Source organism: Ochrobactrum sp. P6BSIII (genome assembly GCF_014138065.1).
Classification (GTDB): Bacteria; Pseudomonadota; Alphaproteobacteria; order Rhizobiales; family Rhizobiaceae; genus Brucella.
On the sequence record NZ_JACGXB010000001.1, the window covers coordinates 280,001 to 293,984 of the forward strand.

Here is a 13,984-nt window from a genome sequence, read left to right on the forward strand (position 1 = left end):
AAGAGAATGAACAAGAAAGCGCTTGTATTATTGGGACTTGCAGGCCTGCTGGCCGGTTGTGTCACCATGACGCCGGAAGAGCGCCGCGCTGCCGATGAACGGACATGTCTCGGCTATGGTTTCAAGCCTCGGACCGACGCATTTGCCAACTGTCTGCAACGGCTCGATCTCGACCGCCGGGCGGATCGCCGCGCATGGGAAAACCGCGTCGATTTTTACGACCGGCCAATCATGCTCTATCAGCCGATCTATCGTCCGGTCGTAGTTCGCCCCCGCTAATTACGGCAGATTGCGGGGCTCAAATGAAAATGCGGGCCAATCGGAAAGATTAGCCCGCACCGAAGCTGTTCAAATCAACTTATAGAGGCGTTTCTGGACGATCCTGCGACAGAAGCAGCGCGCCGATTGCATCGGCCTGCTTCTGGTCTGCTGCGGCATAGCCGAGCGTTTGCGGCTGGCTGGCAGGCGCAGACGTATCGAATTGCGGCTGGTAGGACGCGACCTGCTGAATCTGCGGCTGTGCCTGCGCTACACCATTCTGGTGCGAGAGGCGATTGCCACGTGCCTGCGGGCCAAGGCCGCTGCCCCGTATAGAGGTTTCCATCTTTGCGGCATCCGCCAGCGCGACCTGTACGGTGGGCGCTGCTTCCGGCACGGGTCCGGCCTGTGGCAGCGTCACGTCATAAGACGGATCTTGCGGCGTGGATGGCGACTGCGGCGAATAGGCGAGAGCCAGATTGTATGGCTCCTGCGGCACCGGGTTCTGCAACGAACCGTCGCGATTGCGCTTCTCGTAGAACGAATTACCGCCGGCAACCAGCACGTAATGCATGTTGTCATACGGGAATGACAGGCCAGCCGTGTGGAAGAACATGGCGTTCTTCAGCTTCGGATGGCGCTGGCCCTTCAGCACAGCATCGGCTGCGGCCTGAACGTCGGGCAGTTTGCCCGATTCCATCTTGCGGCTGAGCACGCCGGGCGCGAACTGGTTCTTCTGGCCAACAACGCCACAGATCGTATCCGGATAACGGCCCGATGCGAGGCGGTTCATGACGACCGTACCAACGGCCATCAGACCATCAGGGCTGGAACGGTTCGATTCGAAGAACATTGCGCGCTCGAGGCACTCCTTGTCCTTCGCCGTGTAGGTATAGGTCTTGACGCCGTTAACCGACTTGACGTGGCTTACAGCCGCCGTCTTCTCAGTCTTGGCTGTGGTGCCGGTCGTCGTGCAGCCCGTCACTACGAAGGGCGCTACGAGCAGTCCTGCCAATACAGGCAGCTTCCAATTACCAGCGCGCGTCAACGGCTCAGTCTCATATTCAGGACCCTTAACTGAAGCAGTCGATCCGAAGGCCAATAATGACCAGTGCGGGTCTAGCTGCGGTGCAAGTCAAAGCAAGCGAAGATCAAAAATCAAACAACCTGCCGTCGCTCGTCTTCTTCAAGGTTTTGGAATTTTTAGGCCAAAAAAAGGCAATGGGTCAAATTCCGAAATTGCTGAAACCATCGAAACGGCTGCAAATGAAACCCGAATCACGAGCGTAATTACCCACACAAACCATTCAAAACTATTAATAATTTCTTAATGAACCTAGAGAAAAGAGATAAACCTTTGATTTGATGGAAATCATAGTTCCCCAATACAGGCCACATCGCTGCCTTAATTCGCAACTGCTGTAAAATTTTGATATATCTTGCTTCATCGGGCTGGGAAAATCTGCGGCGTAACTGTTTTAGCAAGTCCTGCGCCGGTTCCTTCAACTTTGATGCAAGCTGCGTAACATTCCGTGAGATTGGCCATTTTAGGGCTTTTCAGCGCCTCATCTGGCCGAATCGGGTGGCTTGAGCAACTGGCAAAACGGGCACGTCCAAAAGTGATCGAGCCCGCCTTTCGGTCACGAAAGACGGGCTCAAAGAGCAGTTTTTATCGAAGTTCAATCAGCCGAAAGAATAACCGGCGCCGCGTACCGTGCGGATCGGATCGAGCGCGCGACCCAAGTTGATAGCCTTGCGCAGGCGTCCGACATGGACGTCGACGGTGCGATCATCGACATAAATGTCCGGTCCCCAGACACCATCGAGAAGCTGGCTGCGTGAGAACACGCGACCCGGCGACATCATGAAATATTCCAGCAGGCGGAACTCCGTCGGTCCAAGACGAACTTCCTTTTCCTTGCGGTAAACACGATGCTGCTGGCGGTCGAGCACCAGGTCACCGACCTTCAGCACATGCGACAGCAGGCTTGGATTGGCGCGACGCAGCATGGCCTTGACGCGAGCCAGAAGCTCAGGGGTAGAGAACGGCTTCACCACGTAATCGTCAGCACCGACGCTCAAGCCGCGAACGCGTTCGCTTTCCTCACCGCGAGCGGTCAGCATGATGACCGGCAAACGTTCCGTTTCCGGCCACTGGCGCAGACGGCGGCACAGTTCGATGCCGGATACGCCAGGAAGCATCCAATCGAGGATGAGAAGATCCGGTACGTTCTCGCGCAGCGCGATTTCAGCCTCGTCGCCGCGTAGCATCGTATCCACCTGATAGCCCTCAGCCTCAAGATTATAGCGCAGCAGAACGCTCAGCGCTTCTTCGTCTTCCACCACAGCGATTTTGGGTACCTGTGACATCCAATATTCCCTATTAAAATCCGGCGAGCGGAAGATACACGTCCCCCCATCGACCGCGTGTCGCCGCGCTATTCACTCATTCTCCACCGCATTTGGAGCACCTTTCGGCAAAGCCGTCCTGATGTGCTCCAAACGCAGCGCTTACTCAGGGCTTGCGTGCCTCATCCACGACGATGCCGTGGCTCAGGTCTTCCTTCGGTCGTTCGGCAGGCATCTGCAGGCCGGTCACGATGTAATAGACGGTCTCCGCGATGTTGGTCGCATGGTCGCCGATGCGCTCGATATTCTTGGCGCAGAACAGAAGATGCGTGCAGGCAGAAATATTGCGCGGATCTTCCATCATATAGGTGAGCAGCTCACGGAACAGCGAGGTGTACATGGCGTCGATCTCGTCGTCGCGATCACGCACGACATTGATCTGCTGCACCGAGCGCGACGCATAGGCGTCGAGCACGTCTTTCAGCTGGGTCAGCGCCAGTTCGGCCAGAGTTTCAAGGCCACGATAGAGCTTGACCGGCTGGCGGGACTCCGAAACGGCTGCAACGCGCTTGGCAATGTTCTTGCCCAGATCGCCAACACGCTCCAGATCTGCGGAGATACGGATCGAACCGATAATCTCGCGCAGATCGACAGCCATTGGCTGACGCTTGGCGATGATCATCACGGCCTTGTCGTCGATTTCGCGTTCGCTGGCGTCGAGGATCAGGTCGTCGGAAATGACGCGCTGTGCGAGAGCGTTGTCCGCGTTGACAATAGCGGCGACCGACTGTTCGACCATACGTTCCGCATGTCCGCCCATTTCGGCGATCTTGTGGGTGAGAAACTTCAGTTCCTCATCGTAGGAACGAACGGTATGCTGAGACGGCATGGTAGACCTCGTAATATAAATTGCGGGGAAGCCGCACTTCTGTTGGTTCTGGCACAGTCCGCGAGCAAGGGAGACTTGTCCCCTGCCCCAGTCCGTTAGCCAAAGCGTCCGGTGATGTAGTCCTGCGTGCGCTTTTCGGTCGGCGCAGTGAACATCGTTTCCGTATCGCCCACTTCGACCAGATTGCCGAGATGGAACATGGCGGTGCGCTGCGAAACGCGAGCCGCCTGCTGCATGGAGTGGGTGACGATGACGATCGTGTAGTTCTGGCGCAGTTCGTCGATCAGCTCTTCCACCTTTGCCGTGGCAATCGGATCGAGCGCCGAGCAGGGTTCGTCCATCAGAATGACTTCCGGGCTAACCGCAATCGCACGTGCAATGCACAGGCGCTGCTGCTGACCACCGGAAAGACCCGTTCCCGCATCGTGAAGGCGATCCTTCACTTCCTCGAACAGGCTGGCCTTCTGAAGGCTCGTCACGACGATTTCTTCAAGATCGGTCTTGGAGCGGGCCAGACCGTGAATGCGCGGGCCGTAAGCCACGTTCTCGTAGATCGACTTCGGGAACGGGTTCGGCTTCTGGAACACCATGCCGACACGGGCGCGCAGTTCCACCACATCGATCTTCGGATCGTAGATATCCTCATTGTCGAGGGTGATCTTGCCACCGATGCGGCAACCTTCAATCGTGTCGTTCATGCGGTTGAGCGAGCGAAGGAATGTCGACTTGCCGCAGCCGGAAGGACCGATCAGCGCCGTCACCATCTTTTCCGGAACATCCAGATTGACGTCGAAAAGGGCCTGCTTCTCACCATAGAATACGCAAACCTTGTCGCCGCGCATCTTTACGGAACTGGCGTTGGCGTTCATCTTTTCTCCTACGGCTTTCTCGAGAGTACGTTCTGTCATCAAGTTCATAGCTTCGACTCCCGTTTACCAGCGGCGCTCGAACCGGCGGCGCAGAATGATTGCTGCAATGTTCATCACGGCCAGGAACAGAAGCAGGACGATGATAGCGCCGGACGTGCGTTCCACAAAGGCGCGTTCTGCTTCATTGGCCCACATATAGATCTGGACAGGCAAGGCGGTCGCCGGTTCCATCGGAGTGGACGGAACATCCGCCACGAAAGCCACCATACCGATCAGCAGAAGCGGAGCGGTTTCACCAAGCGCATGGGCAAGCCCGATGATGGTGCCCGTCAGAATGCCGGGTGCGGCAAGCGGCAGGACGTGATGGAAGACCATCTGTGTCTTGGAAGCGCCGAGACCAAGCGCTGCGGCGCGGATTGATGGCGGTACGGCGCGAAGAGCGGCGCGCGTTGCGATAATGATCGTCGGCAGCGTCATCAGCGTCAGAACCAGACCGCCGACCAGCGAAGCCGACCGCGGCAGGCCGAAGAAGTTGACGAAAACTGCCAGACCCAACAGACCGAACACGATGGACGGTACGGCTGCGAGGTTGTTGATGTTCACCTCGATCATATCGGTCCAGCGGTTCTTCTTGGCGAACTCTTCCAGATAGATCGATGCGGCGACGCCGATAGGCAGAGCCAGACCCAGCACGATCAGCATCATATAGAGCGAGCCGACCAGCGCCACACCGAGACCGGATGTTTCCGGGCGGCTCGATGCGCCATAGGTGAAGAGGCCGGTATTGAAGGCTTCCTTCATGACGCCTTCTTCCGAAAGCGTCTTCATCCAGCCGATCTGACGGTCAGAAACCTTGCGGTTCGTTTCGGGCACAGTCAGGTCGATCTGCCCCTTGAAGGCGGAATCGATGTCTGCGCCTGCCAGAACCGGAACGGTCTGCGTCGTGCCGATGAGTGACGGATTGTCCATCACCATCTGGCGAAGCTGAATGCGTACGCCATCCGAATAGAAGCGACCGAGATCGCGCATAGCCGGACGGTCCGTGGGTGACACGCCAAGCTTTTCAGCAAGGGCGTTGCGCACCAGAAGCGGATAGTTCGCTGTGATCAGCACATTCGGATCGGTCGCACGCTTGTTGCCCGGATCGATCACCTGCGCTTCAAGCTTCACCGGCAGGTAAAGCGTCGTCTGCCAGAAAGCGGTGTAGCCCTTGGAGAAAACCGAGAACAGCAGCGCGCAGAGAAAGAACACGCCAATGGCGATTGCAGCAATGCCATAGAGGCGGAAGCGGCGTTCGGCGGCATAGCGGCGCTTGAGCCCGATATCGCGGCGCACCGGCTTTGCAGAAACCGCGCCGCTTGCGTTGAAGGTCGTATCGGTCATTATTCGTACTGCTCCCGGTACTTGCGCACGATGTGCAGCGCAAAGATGTTCATGATCAGCGTCAGGACGAAAAGCGTGATGCCGAGCGCAAAGGCAACCAGCGTCTGCGGCGAGTTGAACTCAAGATCGCCGGTCAGCTGATTGACGATTTTCACCGTGATGGTGGTCATCGCGTCGAATGGATTGATATTGATACGTGCCGCAACGCCTGCCGCCAGAACCACGATCATGGTTTCGCCGATGGCGCGTGAGGCTGTCATCAGAAGTGCGCCGACAATGCCCGGCAGAGCCGCAGGCAGCACAACACGCTTGACGGTTTCGGAGCGGGTTGCGCCAAGACCGAGCGAGCCGTCGCGCAGCGTGCGCGGAACGGCAGTGATGATGTCGTCGGAGAGCGACGACACGAAAGGAATGAGCATCACGCCCATGACGAGACCGGCGGTCAGAACGCTCTGCGCCATGATGAAGCCCTGCCCGCCCGCAATCGCGGCGGAAAGGTCACGCAGGAACGGGCCAACCGTCACAAGGGCGAAGAAGCCGTAGACGATACTTGGAATACCGGCCAGAAGCTCCAGCACCGGCTTGACCACCGTGCGCACGCGCGGCGAGGCATATTCGGCCATGTAGATGGCGGCGAACAGGCCAACCGGAACCGCGAACAGCATCGCGACAAGCGCGATATAGAGTGTACCGGCCAGAAGCGGGATCAGACCGAACTGGCCCGTTTCACCACCGGAACCGGCAGCGGCAAAGCGCGGATCCCAGACCGTACCGAAGAAGAAGTCCCAAGGGGAAACAGCCTGAAAGAAGCTGATCGTCTGGAACAGCATCGAGCAGATGATGCCGATGGTTGTCAGAATAGCGATGCCGGAGGCGGCGATCAGCCCCCACAGCACGATACGCTCGACATTGTTGCGGGCGCGCATGCGGCGGTTGATCGTGGAGAGGCCGAAAATCAGACCGGCAACAGCAATGACCAGCGCCACGGCAGCGCCAATAGTATGCGTCAGGTCCGTCGCCTTCTTCAGATAGAGGGCGATGGGCACCATGTAGTCCTGGCCCTCGGTCGCGAGAGCCACGCCCTTATTGCCGAGAACCGTGCGCGCATCCTGATAGTTGGACGGGAAGCTTTCCAGCTCAGCCGGCGTCAGGCGCTCAAGTCCATTGGCGAGACCGCGCACCATACCGAGCTGAAGGCTGCGATTGGTATAGGAACCACCCTCGACCGCATCGGGCAGGCGCGAAGAGGCGCTGTGATCGAGATATACAGACGCTCCGATGGCCCAGACAGCAAGAAACAGAACTGCAGGCAATGCAGAAACGAGGAAAACCCACCAGCCATGATAATGCGGGCGGGAATGCATTTTCTCGGCCGTCGGCCCTTGTGGGGCGACAGGCTGCGCTTTGTCCAGTGCAACAGCGCGCTGACGGCCGATAAAGAAGCCGACTAACCCGATTGCAATGACGCTAACGAGAACCAGAAAGAAGGACATTCAATTTCCCCGGTTGCCCTGAAAAATGCGAAACGACAAAGACATGACCCCTATGACCAGACTGTCAGTTCCGCGCGATTGCGCCTCTCATATTAGAATGGCGCGAAAGGAGAAGAACGCGGGGAGGTTTCATCCCCGCGTTCCACAGTTTTAGTCTTACTTTGCAGCCATCGTCTTGCCGTCGGTGAAGGCAGCGCGCTGTGCTTCGCGCTCTGCGTCCGGAGCCGGAACCAGACCGTATTCAGCGAGCGGGCCGTCAGGACCGATCATCTGATCGTTCAGGAAGAAATCAACATATTCCTTGAGGCCCGGAACGACGCCGAGGTGAGCCTTCTTCACGTAGAAGAACAGCGGGCGCGAAACCGGATATTCACCCGAGGCAACGGTGGCAGCCGACGGCGTGATGTCGTTGACGGTCGCAACCTTCAGCTTGTCGGCGTTGTTTTCGTAGAAGTAGAGGCCGAAAACGCCAACGCCGGTCTTGTTGGAGTCGATGCGAGCCAGCGTTTCAGCATAGTCGCCGTCGATGTCGACAGCCTTGCCGTCCTTGCGAACTGCGATACAGGCCGAAGCGGCAGCCTTGTCGTCGAGACCGGCCTTCTTGATTTCGTCCAGAGCGCCCGAGTGCTTGCAGCCGTCAGCAAGAACCTTTTCTTCGAAAACTTCACGGGTACCGTGCTTTTCGCCCGGGATGTAGGCAGCAATGTCCCAATCCGGCAGGTTCGGGTTGACCTGGTTCCACTTGGTGTTTGGATTGTCGACCAGCTTGCCGTCGACAACAACCTTGGCAGCCAGAGCCTTGTAGACGTCTTCCGGCTTCAGCTTCCAATCCGGACCCTTTGCGTCGGTCGCGAATACGATGCCGTCATAACCGAAGCGCACTTCCTGAACGTCCTTGACGCCAGCGTCGACGCAAGACTTCAGTTCCGTGTCCTTCATGGCGCGCGATGCATTGGCGATATCGATGGTGTTTTCACCGACGCCCTTGCAGAATTCCTTGATACCAGCGCCCGAACCGCCCGATTCAACAACCGGCGTCTTAAAGTTCGGGAAGGTTTCGCCGAAGGTTTCAGCGACGATCTTTGCATAAGGCAGCACGGTCGAGGAACCGGCAACCTGAATCTGATCGCGCGCCTGGGCAGCGGAAACCGACAGAACGGCAGCAATGGCCAGCGCCGCGGTCGAGGAAATCATCTTGTTCATGAGCAGCAGCTCCTGTTGTAAAAAGCCTATGACGATTAGCGTCAGTAGCCGTCTACGCGCTCTATATTACATTCATATGACAGTAATGTTACAGGTTTGTATCAATGCTCCGCGCCACCAATTGTGTGGGGTTTCGCAGGCATTGGAAGAGCTACTGGAACTGTTATGGGAATCAAAGCCGTAGGCGCGGCAGACGGGCTCCCGTGGCCTCAATGCCCGCTACATCGGCATTGGCAAAGGCAAAACGCAGAAAGGCTTCCTGTCCTTCACCGAAGAAGACGCCCGGCAATGTGACAATGCCGAGCGACTTCGCAAGGCGCTCGGCCACCGTCACAGAGGATACACCGTCAAAGGGATGGCGCACGAAGGCAAAATAGGCTCCCACCGCCTCGACGCGCCAGCCATCGACACCCGCCATAACAGAACGAAGTGCTGCCGCCCGGCGCGCAATCTCCTTGCGGTTGTCATTGCGCCAGGCTTCCAGCGGCGCAAGCGCACGGGCAACAGCCACCTGCGGGGCGCGTGTGGCGCAGATTTGCAGATTGTCCATCACCTTGGCGATATTGGACACCATATCGGCACCCGCAACAATCGCCCCCAGACGATGCCCCGGAATGCAGAAGGATTTTGAGAAACTATAGAGCTGGATCAGATGCGATGGCCAGTCGGCCTCGCCAAACAGCCCATGCGGCGCTTCATCGGCATTCGGCAGAAAATCGCGATAGGTTTCGTCTAGGATCAGCCATGTGCCGTTGGCGCGGCAGAGCGCGTAAATCTGGCCAAGCAGTTCCGGCGGATAGACCGCGCCAGTCGGATTGTTCGGAGAAACCAGCGTCAGCGCCTTCACACCGGGATGCAGCGCCGCCCGCACATCCTCGACCGTCGGCACAAAGCCATTCTCCGCACGGCATGGAAATGAAGCTGGCTTGATGCCGAGCATTTCCAGCGAAGAGCGGTGGTTGAAATAGAACGGATCGGTCGTCAGCACCGTATCGCCGCTGCCAGCCACGCACATGATGGCTGCAATGAAAGCCTGATTGCACCCAGATGTAACATGCACATTGTGCGCTTCAATCGATGCACCATAAAGCGAAGCGACATGTGCGGCATAAGCCTGACGCAGCACCGCCTCGCCTTGGATCGGTCCGTAGCCAACGCAGGCGAGCGATCCCGCCGCCTCGCCCAGAAACTGCAACATGTCAGGATGCGGCGGATAGCCCGGAACCGCCTGCGAAAGATCGATCAGCGGACCGTGGCTGCCGTCATAATCCCGCGCCCAGGCCTGCACAGCCGGAATGGGCGGCGCGGAGAGTTGATCGATCAGCGGATTGACGGCAGGCAAATTCATTGTTGGCTCCCATGGCAATTGCGCCACTCTTATCGTGAAGGGCCGGTCGGTTGAAGCCGTTTATTCGCTGGGTCGCGAAAGCACATAAGCCGCAGACCCCAGCATGAAAATCGTCACGGCAATTGCCAGCAGCGGGCCCGGATGAGCGCCCCACCAGAAAAGCCCGTAGCCAACAGTCATGCCCAGACAGGCATAGAGCTTGGCCTTTGGCGGAATGGCGCCACGGTCGCGCCACTTGATGATCAGCGGGCCAAAACGCGGATCGCGAAGAAGCCGTGCTTCAAGCCTGGGCGAAGACCGCGCGAAGAACCACGCCGCCAGTATGATGAAGATCGTTGTCGGCATGACCGGCAAAAGCGCACCGATAATGCCAAGCGCCAGCATGACAAATCCGAGCACGAGAAACAGCACCCGCTTGCCAGCGGAGATCGCCGGAACGGAGGCATTCGTGTTCGTGTCAGAAGGATCGTCCTGCATGTTTTCCGTTGGAATCGCACCTGTTCACAACAGGCTTATAGCAGGATTTCTTCCATAAATTGCACTGGCTGCACGGTCAAAGAAACGTCATAAGCCCCGTTTTCCGGCCTGTGGATAACAAAAAGACGACCTGTGAAAATTACCACTCACACGCCAGAATTGTAATTTTGCCCGGAAAAGGCCGCATTTCGACAACTTTTAGAAGGTGCTTCAAAACTTGGTCTACAAATAAAAATTGCAGGGTCAGACGCAAGCGCAACAAAGGTCGCAAGCAGCTTTTCTTGGATTCCACGCCTGAAAACATGGACGCGCTCAGCCCAGCGCCAGATTCCTAACGAATCGTAAACGCTTTTACAGCAATCGAACTGAATCCTTCCAAATATTCCTCAGTTTTGTTTCATAATATAAGTAAACAACGCATAGTATAGGATGATTTTCCGCTGCGGATATAGATTCAATTACCGCACAATGTTCTCATTCGAACCACGTCATCGCCACATTTAGATTCCACTTCGCTCAGGTCTTTCTCAGCAAAACTGTCAAAGCGCCCCGTTAACAACTAGTGGAACTGGTATGAACTTCAAGACCCGTATGGCTATGCTCGGCTTTGCAGCAACCAGCCTTCTCGCTGTCAGTGCAATCGAAGCCTCGGCACAGCAATGCGGCGGTGCCTCCTGGTACGCCCTGACCTCCCGCACGGCATCGGGTGAACGTATGAACCCAGCCGGATTAACCGCAGCGCACCGCTCCCTGCCGCTTGGCAGCAAGGTCAAAGTTACCAATCAGAGAAATGGCAAGTCGCTCGTCGTGCGCATCAACGACCGCGGCCCGTTCATCAAAGGACGCGTGCTGGATCTCTCCAAGGGTGCTGCAAGCCGTCTCGGCTTCATTGGCGCCGGACACACCAAGGTCTGCTTCACGCCGATGTAATCCGGCGTAAAGACATCTTCGGATAATAAAGTGAAAGCGGCCCGGATCGGACCGCTATTGCTTTATTTGCGATCCAGCCGGTCGGTGAACCACCTGGTCAGGTTGATCCAGACGTCATCCTTTTCCGCCGCATCTTCGATGCCGTGTTCGAGATTGGGATTGTCGTTGACTTCGATCACCACGACACCGTCATCGGTTTCCTTCAGATCGACACCGTATAAGCCATTGCCGATGCATCGCGCGGCGCGCAGCCCGGTTTCCAGAACCGCTTGCGGGGCTTCTGCCAGCGTGTAGGTGCGAAAGCCGCCCTCAAGCGGTTTGCCGCCGGTATCGTGCTTCACAATCTGCCAGTGGTTTTTCGCCATCATATACTGACAGACGAAAAGCGGCTTACCGTCGAGAACGCCGACGCGCCAGTCGAACCGGGTCGGCATATATTTCTGCGCCAGCAAAAGATCGCTATCCTGAAGCCACAGCATCGCCAGCGCTTTCAGCTCGCCCAGATCACTCACCTTCTTCACGCCGCGTGAGAAAGAGGAATCCGGTATCTTGATGACCAGCGGAAAGCCCAGCAGATCGGCAGCCCGCTCCAGATCCTCTTCACCCGCAATCATCACGGTCTGAGGCACCGCCACATCATTGGCCTGCATCAGCTCGTGCAGATAGACCTTGTTGGTGCAGCGTATCATCGAAATCGGATCATCGATGACCGGCATGTTTTCCTGCTGCGCCCGGCGCGCAAAGCGATAGGTGTGGTTGGAAATCGATGTGGTTTCGCGGATGAACAGCGCATCGTAATTGGCAAGACGCGAGAGGTCCTTCCTACCGATAGGTTCGACCTCAACACCAAGTCGCGCCGCAATCTTCGCCCAGTGCTTCAGGGACGCCATGGATGATGGCGGCATCGCCTCTTTCGGATCGCAGAGCGTCGCCACGGAATAACGCGCCGGAACTTTCGGCTTGGCCGCCCGCCATTCGCGCTGGGTGTAGCGGTCGAGCGCATCCTCAAAACGCTCCTTTTGATGTTTCGAGAATTTCGAAATATTGGAGAAGCCGATTTTCTGGATACGCGCCCACTCCCCCGCTTTGATCGTCACTTCCAGCGACGGCGCCCGGAACCAATCGAACAAAAGCCTGCCGAAACGCTCGAATTCCGGGTTCTCGGCCAGACCGAAATGGACGTGAATGGTTTCAGGCGCTTTTTCCGGATGCTTGCCGAGCGCCTTGTTGAGCATGTCTTCCAGTTCGGGAATGGCATTCTCATAGAGCCGACGCTCGGAGAGATCGATCATCGTCTCGACGGACGGAATGATGCGGTGGCCACGCGCTTCCGCCAGAAGCGAGGCATAATAGCCGCGGCTCTGATAGGCATAGGTGCGCGAGAGATTGATGATGCGCGGGCGCTGCTGGCCGTTAAACAGCGCCGGATGTGCGAGATAGTCACGATTGGTCATGACCTTGTGCGGTGTGGCGCCATTATCGATATCCGAGAGGCGCCCAACGAGAATGACGCAGATCGTCATCAGTCTGTCCCTTTTTCGAGAATCACTGCTGCCCTGAGCCCATCGCTGCCGAAACGGGCGATGCGGTCGAAGATGTGGAATGGAACCGGCACATTGGCCGCATCGGCGATGCTTTCGCCCTGTTCCTCTTCCACCCATGGGTCATGAATAAAGATGTGACGGCCATCCTCGCCATGGGCGAGCACCCAATGCGGTACTTTGTTGCCGAACATGAGATAGCCGCTGATCAGAACGATCACCGACGCACCGCGCCGGAGCGCCGTGACGATGTCAAACAAGGTGAAGCCGCGATAATCCACCGGGATGCCATAGGCTTCCGTGCGCTGGCGGAAATCGGTCTGTGCAAGCTGCATCACCCGGCGCTTTTTCTCCGAACGCACCGATTGCAGAAACAGCATGTCCTCAATGGAAACGATGATCGACGCCTTCAATCCATGCTCGTAACCCGCGACGGCAAGCCCAAAAGGTTCGCAGCCGCCCGGTCCAGACATCATGTAAATCGTGGTCGCGTCGCGCCACAGGCGAACTTCCAGCACCGGATCGAGTTGCACGCCGGGCTTGTGATAGGCGAGCGCCATCATCAGACAGGCCGCCCCGCAGGTGAAATCGGTCGTCTGCCGGTAATAGGGAAATGTCGTGATCGGAGGGATGCCGCCGCGCACCGTCTTTTCAAAACGCAGCGCGTCGGAATGATCGGCATAATAATCGAGATAGCGCCCGATTGGGCGATAACCGTTGCGCTTATAAAGCGCGATGGCCCGCGCATTATCCTCGCGCACTTCGAGCCGCAACAGCGGGCGGTCGTGCTCATAGGCTGCCGTTTCAGCAGCCTGCAACAGAAGCCCGCCTATGCCTTTTGCACTCGCATCCGGATTGACGGCGATCGAATAGAGCCGCGCCATCGCCGTACCGTGCCGGAAAAGGATCATCGCATAGCCGATGATCTTCCCATCGACTTCCGCAATGATCGTTTCAGCGGTGGGACGCGCGATCAAGGCGCGGAAGGAGCGTCGGGAAATGCGGTCTGCTTCAAAGCAGCGCTCTTCGATGCGCAATAACGCATCAATGTCGTCTGCCGTGGCCTTGCGCGTGGTTGCGCTTGTCATCCCGTGGCCTTTGCAAGGGGACCTCAAAGGTCCGGTCGAATGTGCCAACCATTGGCATATTCGCTGGCAAAAACAAGCTCCCCGAGCATGGCAAAATTATGAGTGGCAACCGAGCGTTTTCGCAGCCCCAAAAACACAATAAATTCAATCTATGAT

Annotated in this window: 14 protein-coding genes; 3 read left to right on the forward strand and 11 right to left on the reverse strand. The window is 57.4% G+C overall.

Annotated elements, in window-relative coordinates; all coding sequences use genetic code 11:
* Positions 1 to 6: 6 nt before the first annotated feature.
* Complete coding sequence (locus tag FHW00_RS01240; protein WP_078337705.1) at positions 7 to 279, forward strand: hypothetical protein; 273 nt, start codon at positions 7 to 9, stop codon at positions 277 to 279.
* A 79-nt stretch (positions 280 to 358) separates the two neighbouring features.
* Here FHW00_RS01240 and FHW00_RS01245 read toward each other — a convergent pair whose 3' ends face one another.
* Positions 359 to 1,306, reverse strand: coding sequence for a cell wall hydrolase (locus tag FHW00_RS01245; RefSeq protein ID WP_078337704.1), 948 nt, complete (start codon positions 1,304 to 1,306; stop codon positions 359 to 361).
* Between the two features lie 56 nt (positions 1,307 to 1,362).
* On the opposite strand from FHW00_RS01245, the gene FHW00_RS01250 reads away from it, so the two are divergent.
* On the forward strand, positions 1,363 to 1,548 hold the full coding sequence (locus FHW00_RS01250) for a hypothetical protein (protein WP_078337703.1): 186 nt from the start codon (positions 1,363 to 1,365) through the stop codon (positions 1,546 to 1,548).
* 393 nt (positions 1,549 to 1,941) lie between these two features.
* Here the strand turns inward: FHW00_RS01250 and phoB are convergent, their stop codons facing one another.
* From phoB to FHW00_RS01290, 8 genes are all read right to left on the reverse strand, one after another.
* The gene (phoB, locus tag FHW00_RS01255) at positions 1,942 to 2,628 is read right to left on the reverse strand and encodes a phosphate regulon transcriptional regulator PhoB (RefSeq protein ID WP_078337701.1); all 687 of its coding nucleotides are present in this window, start codon (positions 2,626 to 2,628) and stop codon (positions 1,942 to 1,944) included.
* Between the two features lie 145 nt (positions 2,629 to 2,773).
* Positions 2,774 to 3,496: a phosphate signaling complex protein PhoU gene (phoU, locus tag FHW00_RS01260; protein ID WP_006468129.1), complete on the reverse strand. Its 723-nt coding sequence runs from the start codon at positions 3,494 to 3,496 to the stop codon at positions 2,774 to 2,776.
* 95 nt (positions 3,497 to 3,591) lie between these two features.
* Entirely contained in the window at positions 3,592 to 4,365 is a 774-nt protein-coding gene (gene pstB / locus FHW00_RS01265) for a phosphate ABC transporter ATP-binding protein PstB (protein ID WP_235889732.1), read from the reverse strand.
* 63 nt (positions 4,366 to 4,428) lie between these two features.
* Positions 4,429 to 5,748 carry a phosphate ABC transporter permease PstA gene (pstA, locus tag FHW00_RS01270; protein ID WP_078337699.1) on the reverse strand — a complete coding sequence of 440 codons (1,320 nt, stop codon included), beginning with the start codon at positions 5,746 to 5,748 and terminating at the stop codon, positions 4,429 to 4,431.
* A complete protein-coding gene (gene pstC, locus FHW00_RS01275; RefSeq protein WP_078337698.1) occupies positions 5,748 to 7,241 on the reverse strand; it encodes a phosphate ABC transporter permease subunit PstC in 1,494 nt (497 codons plus the stop codon). Before pstC ends, pstA begins: the two co-directional genes overlap by 1 nt.
* A 156-nt stretch (positions 7,242 to 7,397) precedes the next feature.
* Positions 7,398 to 8,444, reverse strand: a complete 1,047-nt coding sequence (locus FHW00_RS01280) for a PstS family phosphate ABC transporter substrate-binding protein (RefSeq protein ID WP_078337697.1) — start codon at positions 8,442 to 8,444, stop codon at positions 7,398 to 7,400.
* 172 nt (positions 8,445 to 8,616) lie between these two features.
* Complete coding sequence (locus FHW00_RS01285; protein ID WP_078337821.1) at positions 8,617 to 9,786, reverse strand: aminotransferase; 1,170 nt, start codon at positions 9,784 to 9,786, stop codon at positions 8,617 to 8,619.
* A 66-nt stretch (positions 9,787 to 9,852) separates the two neighbouring features.
* Positions 9,853 to 10,269: a YbaN family protein gene (locus FHW00_RS01290; protein ID WP_078337696.1), complete on the reverse strand. Its 417-nt coding sequence runs from the start codon at positions 10,267 to 10,269 to the stop codon at positions 9,853 to 9,855.
* 573 nt (positions 10,270 to 10,842) lie between these two features.
* Between FHW00_RS01290 and FHW00_RS01295 the strand changes: the two genes are divergently transcribed.
* The gene (locus tag FHW00_RS01295; RefSeq protein WP_078337695.1) at positions 10,843 to 11,199 is read left to right on the forward strand and encodes a septal ring lytic transglycosylase RlpA family protein; all 357 of its coding nucleotides are present in this window, start codon (positions 10,843 to 10,845) and stop codon (positions 11,197 to 11,199) included.
* 62 nt (positions 11,200 to 11,261) lie between these two features.
* Here FHW00_RS01295 and FHW00_RS01300 read toward each other — a convergent pair whose 3' ends face one another.
* Both FHW00_RS01300 and FHW00_RS01305 read right to left on the reverse strand, forming a co-directional pair.
* Entirely contained in the window at positions 11,262 to 12,722 is a 1,461-nt protein-coding gene (locus FHW00_RS01300; RefSeq protein ID WP_078337694.1) for a RimK family protein, read from the reverse strand.
* Positions 12,722 to 13,828, reverse strand: coding sequence for a GNAT family N-acetyltransferase/peptidase C39 family protein (locus FHW00_RS01305; RefSeq protein ID WP_078337693.1), 1,107 nt, complete (start codon positions 13,826 to 13,828; stop codon positions 12,722 to 12,724). The genes FHW00_RS01300 and FHW00_RS01305 overlap by 1 nt, the downstream gene beginning before the upstream one ends.
* Between the last annotated feature and the right edge of the window lie 156 nt (positions 13,829 to 13,984).

What these genes read in the sequence shown, in the direction of transcription:
- FHW00_RS01240 (WP_078337705.1), top strand. Translation starts at nt 7, where the DNA reads ATGAACAAGAAAGCGCTTGTATTATTGGGACTTGCAGGCCTGCTGGCC.
- FHW00_RS01250 (WP_078337703.1), top strand. Translation starts at nt 1,363, where the DNA reads ATGACCAGTGCGGGTCTAGCTGCGGTGCAAGTCAAAGCAAGCGAAGAT.
- phoB (WP_078337701.1), bottom strand. Translation starts at nt 2,628, where the DNA reads ATGTCACAGGTACCCAAAATCGCTGTGGTGGAAGACGAAGAAGCGCTG.
- phoU (WP_006468129.1), bottom strand. Translation starts at nt 3,496, where the DNA reads ATGCCGTCTCAGCATACCGTTCGTTCCTACGATGAGGAACTGAAGTTT.
- pstB (WP_235889732.1), bottom strand. Translation starts at nt 4,365, where the DNA reads ATGAACGCCAACGCCAGTTCCGTAAAGATGCGCGGCGACAAGGTTTGC.
- pstA (WP_078337699.1), bottom strand. Translation starts at nt 5,748, where the DNA reads ATGACCGATACGACCTTCAACGCAAGCGGCGCGGTTTCTGCAAAGCCG.
- pstC (WP_078337698.1), bottom strand. Translation starts at nt 7,241, where the DNA reads ATGTCCTTCTTTCTGGTTCTCGTTAGCGTCATTGCAATCGGGTTAGTC.
- FHW00_RS01280 (WP_078337697.1), bottom strand. Translation starts at nt 8,444, where the DNA reads ATGAACAAGATGATTTCCTCGACCGCGGCGCTGGCCATTGCTGCCGTT.
- FHW00_RS01290 (WP_078337696.1), bottom strand. Translation starts at nt 10,269, where the DNA reads ATGCAGGACGATCCTTCTGACACGAACACGAATGCCTCCGTTCCGGCG.
- FHW00_RS01295 (WP_078337695.1), top strand. Translation starts at nt 10,843, where the DNA reads ATGAACTTCAAGACCCGTATGGCTATGCTCGGCTTTGCAGCAACCAGC.
- FHW00_RS01300 (WP_078337694.1), bottom strand. Translation starts at nt 12,722, where the DNA reads ATGACGATCTGCGTCATTCTCGTTGGGCGCCTCTCGGATATCGATAAT.
- FHW00_RS01305 (WP_078337693.1), bottom strand. Translation starts at nt 13,828, where the DNA reads ATGACAAGCGCAACCACGCGCAAGGCCACGGCAGACGACATTGATGCG.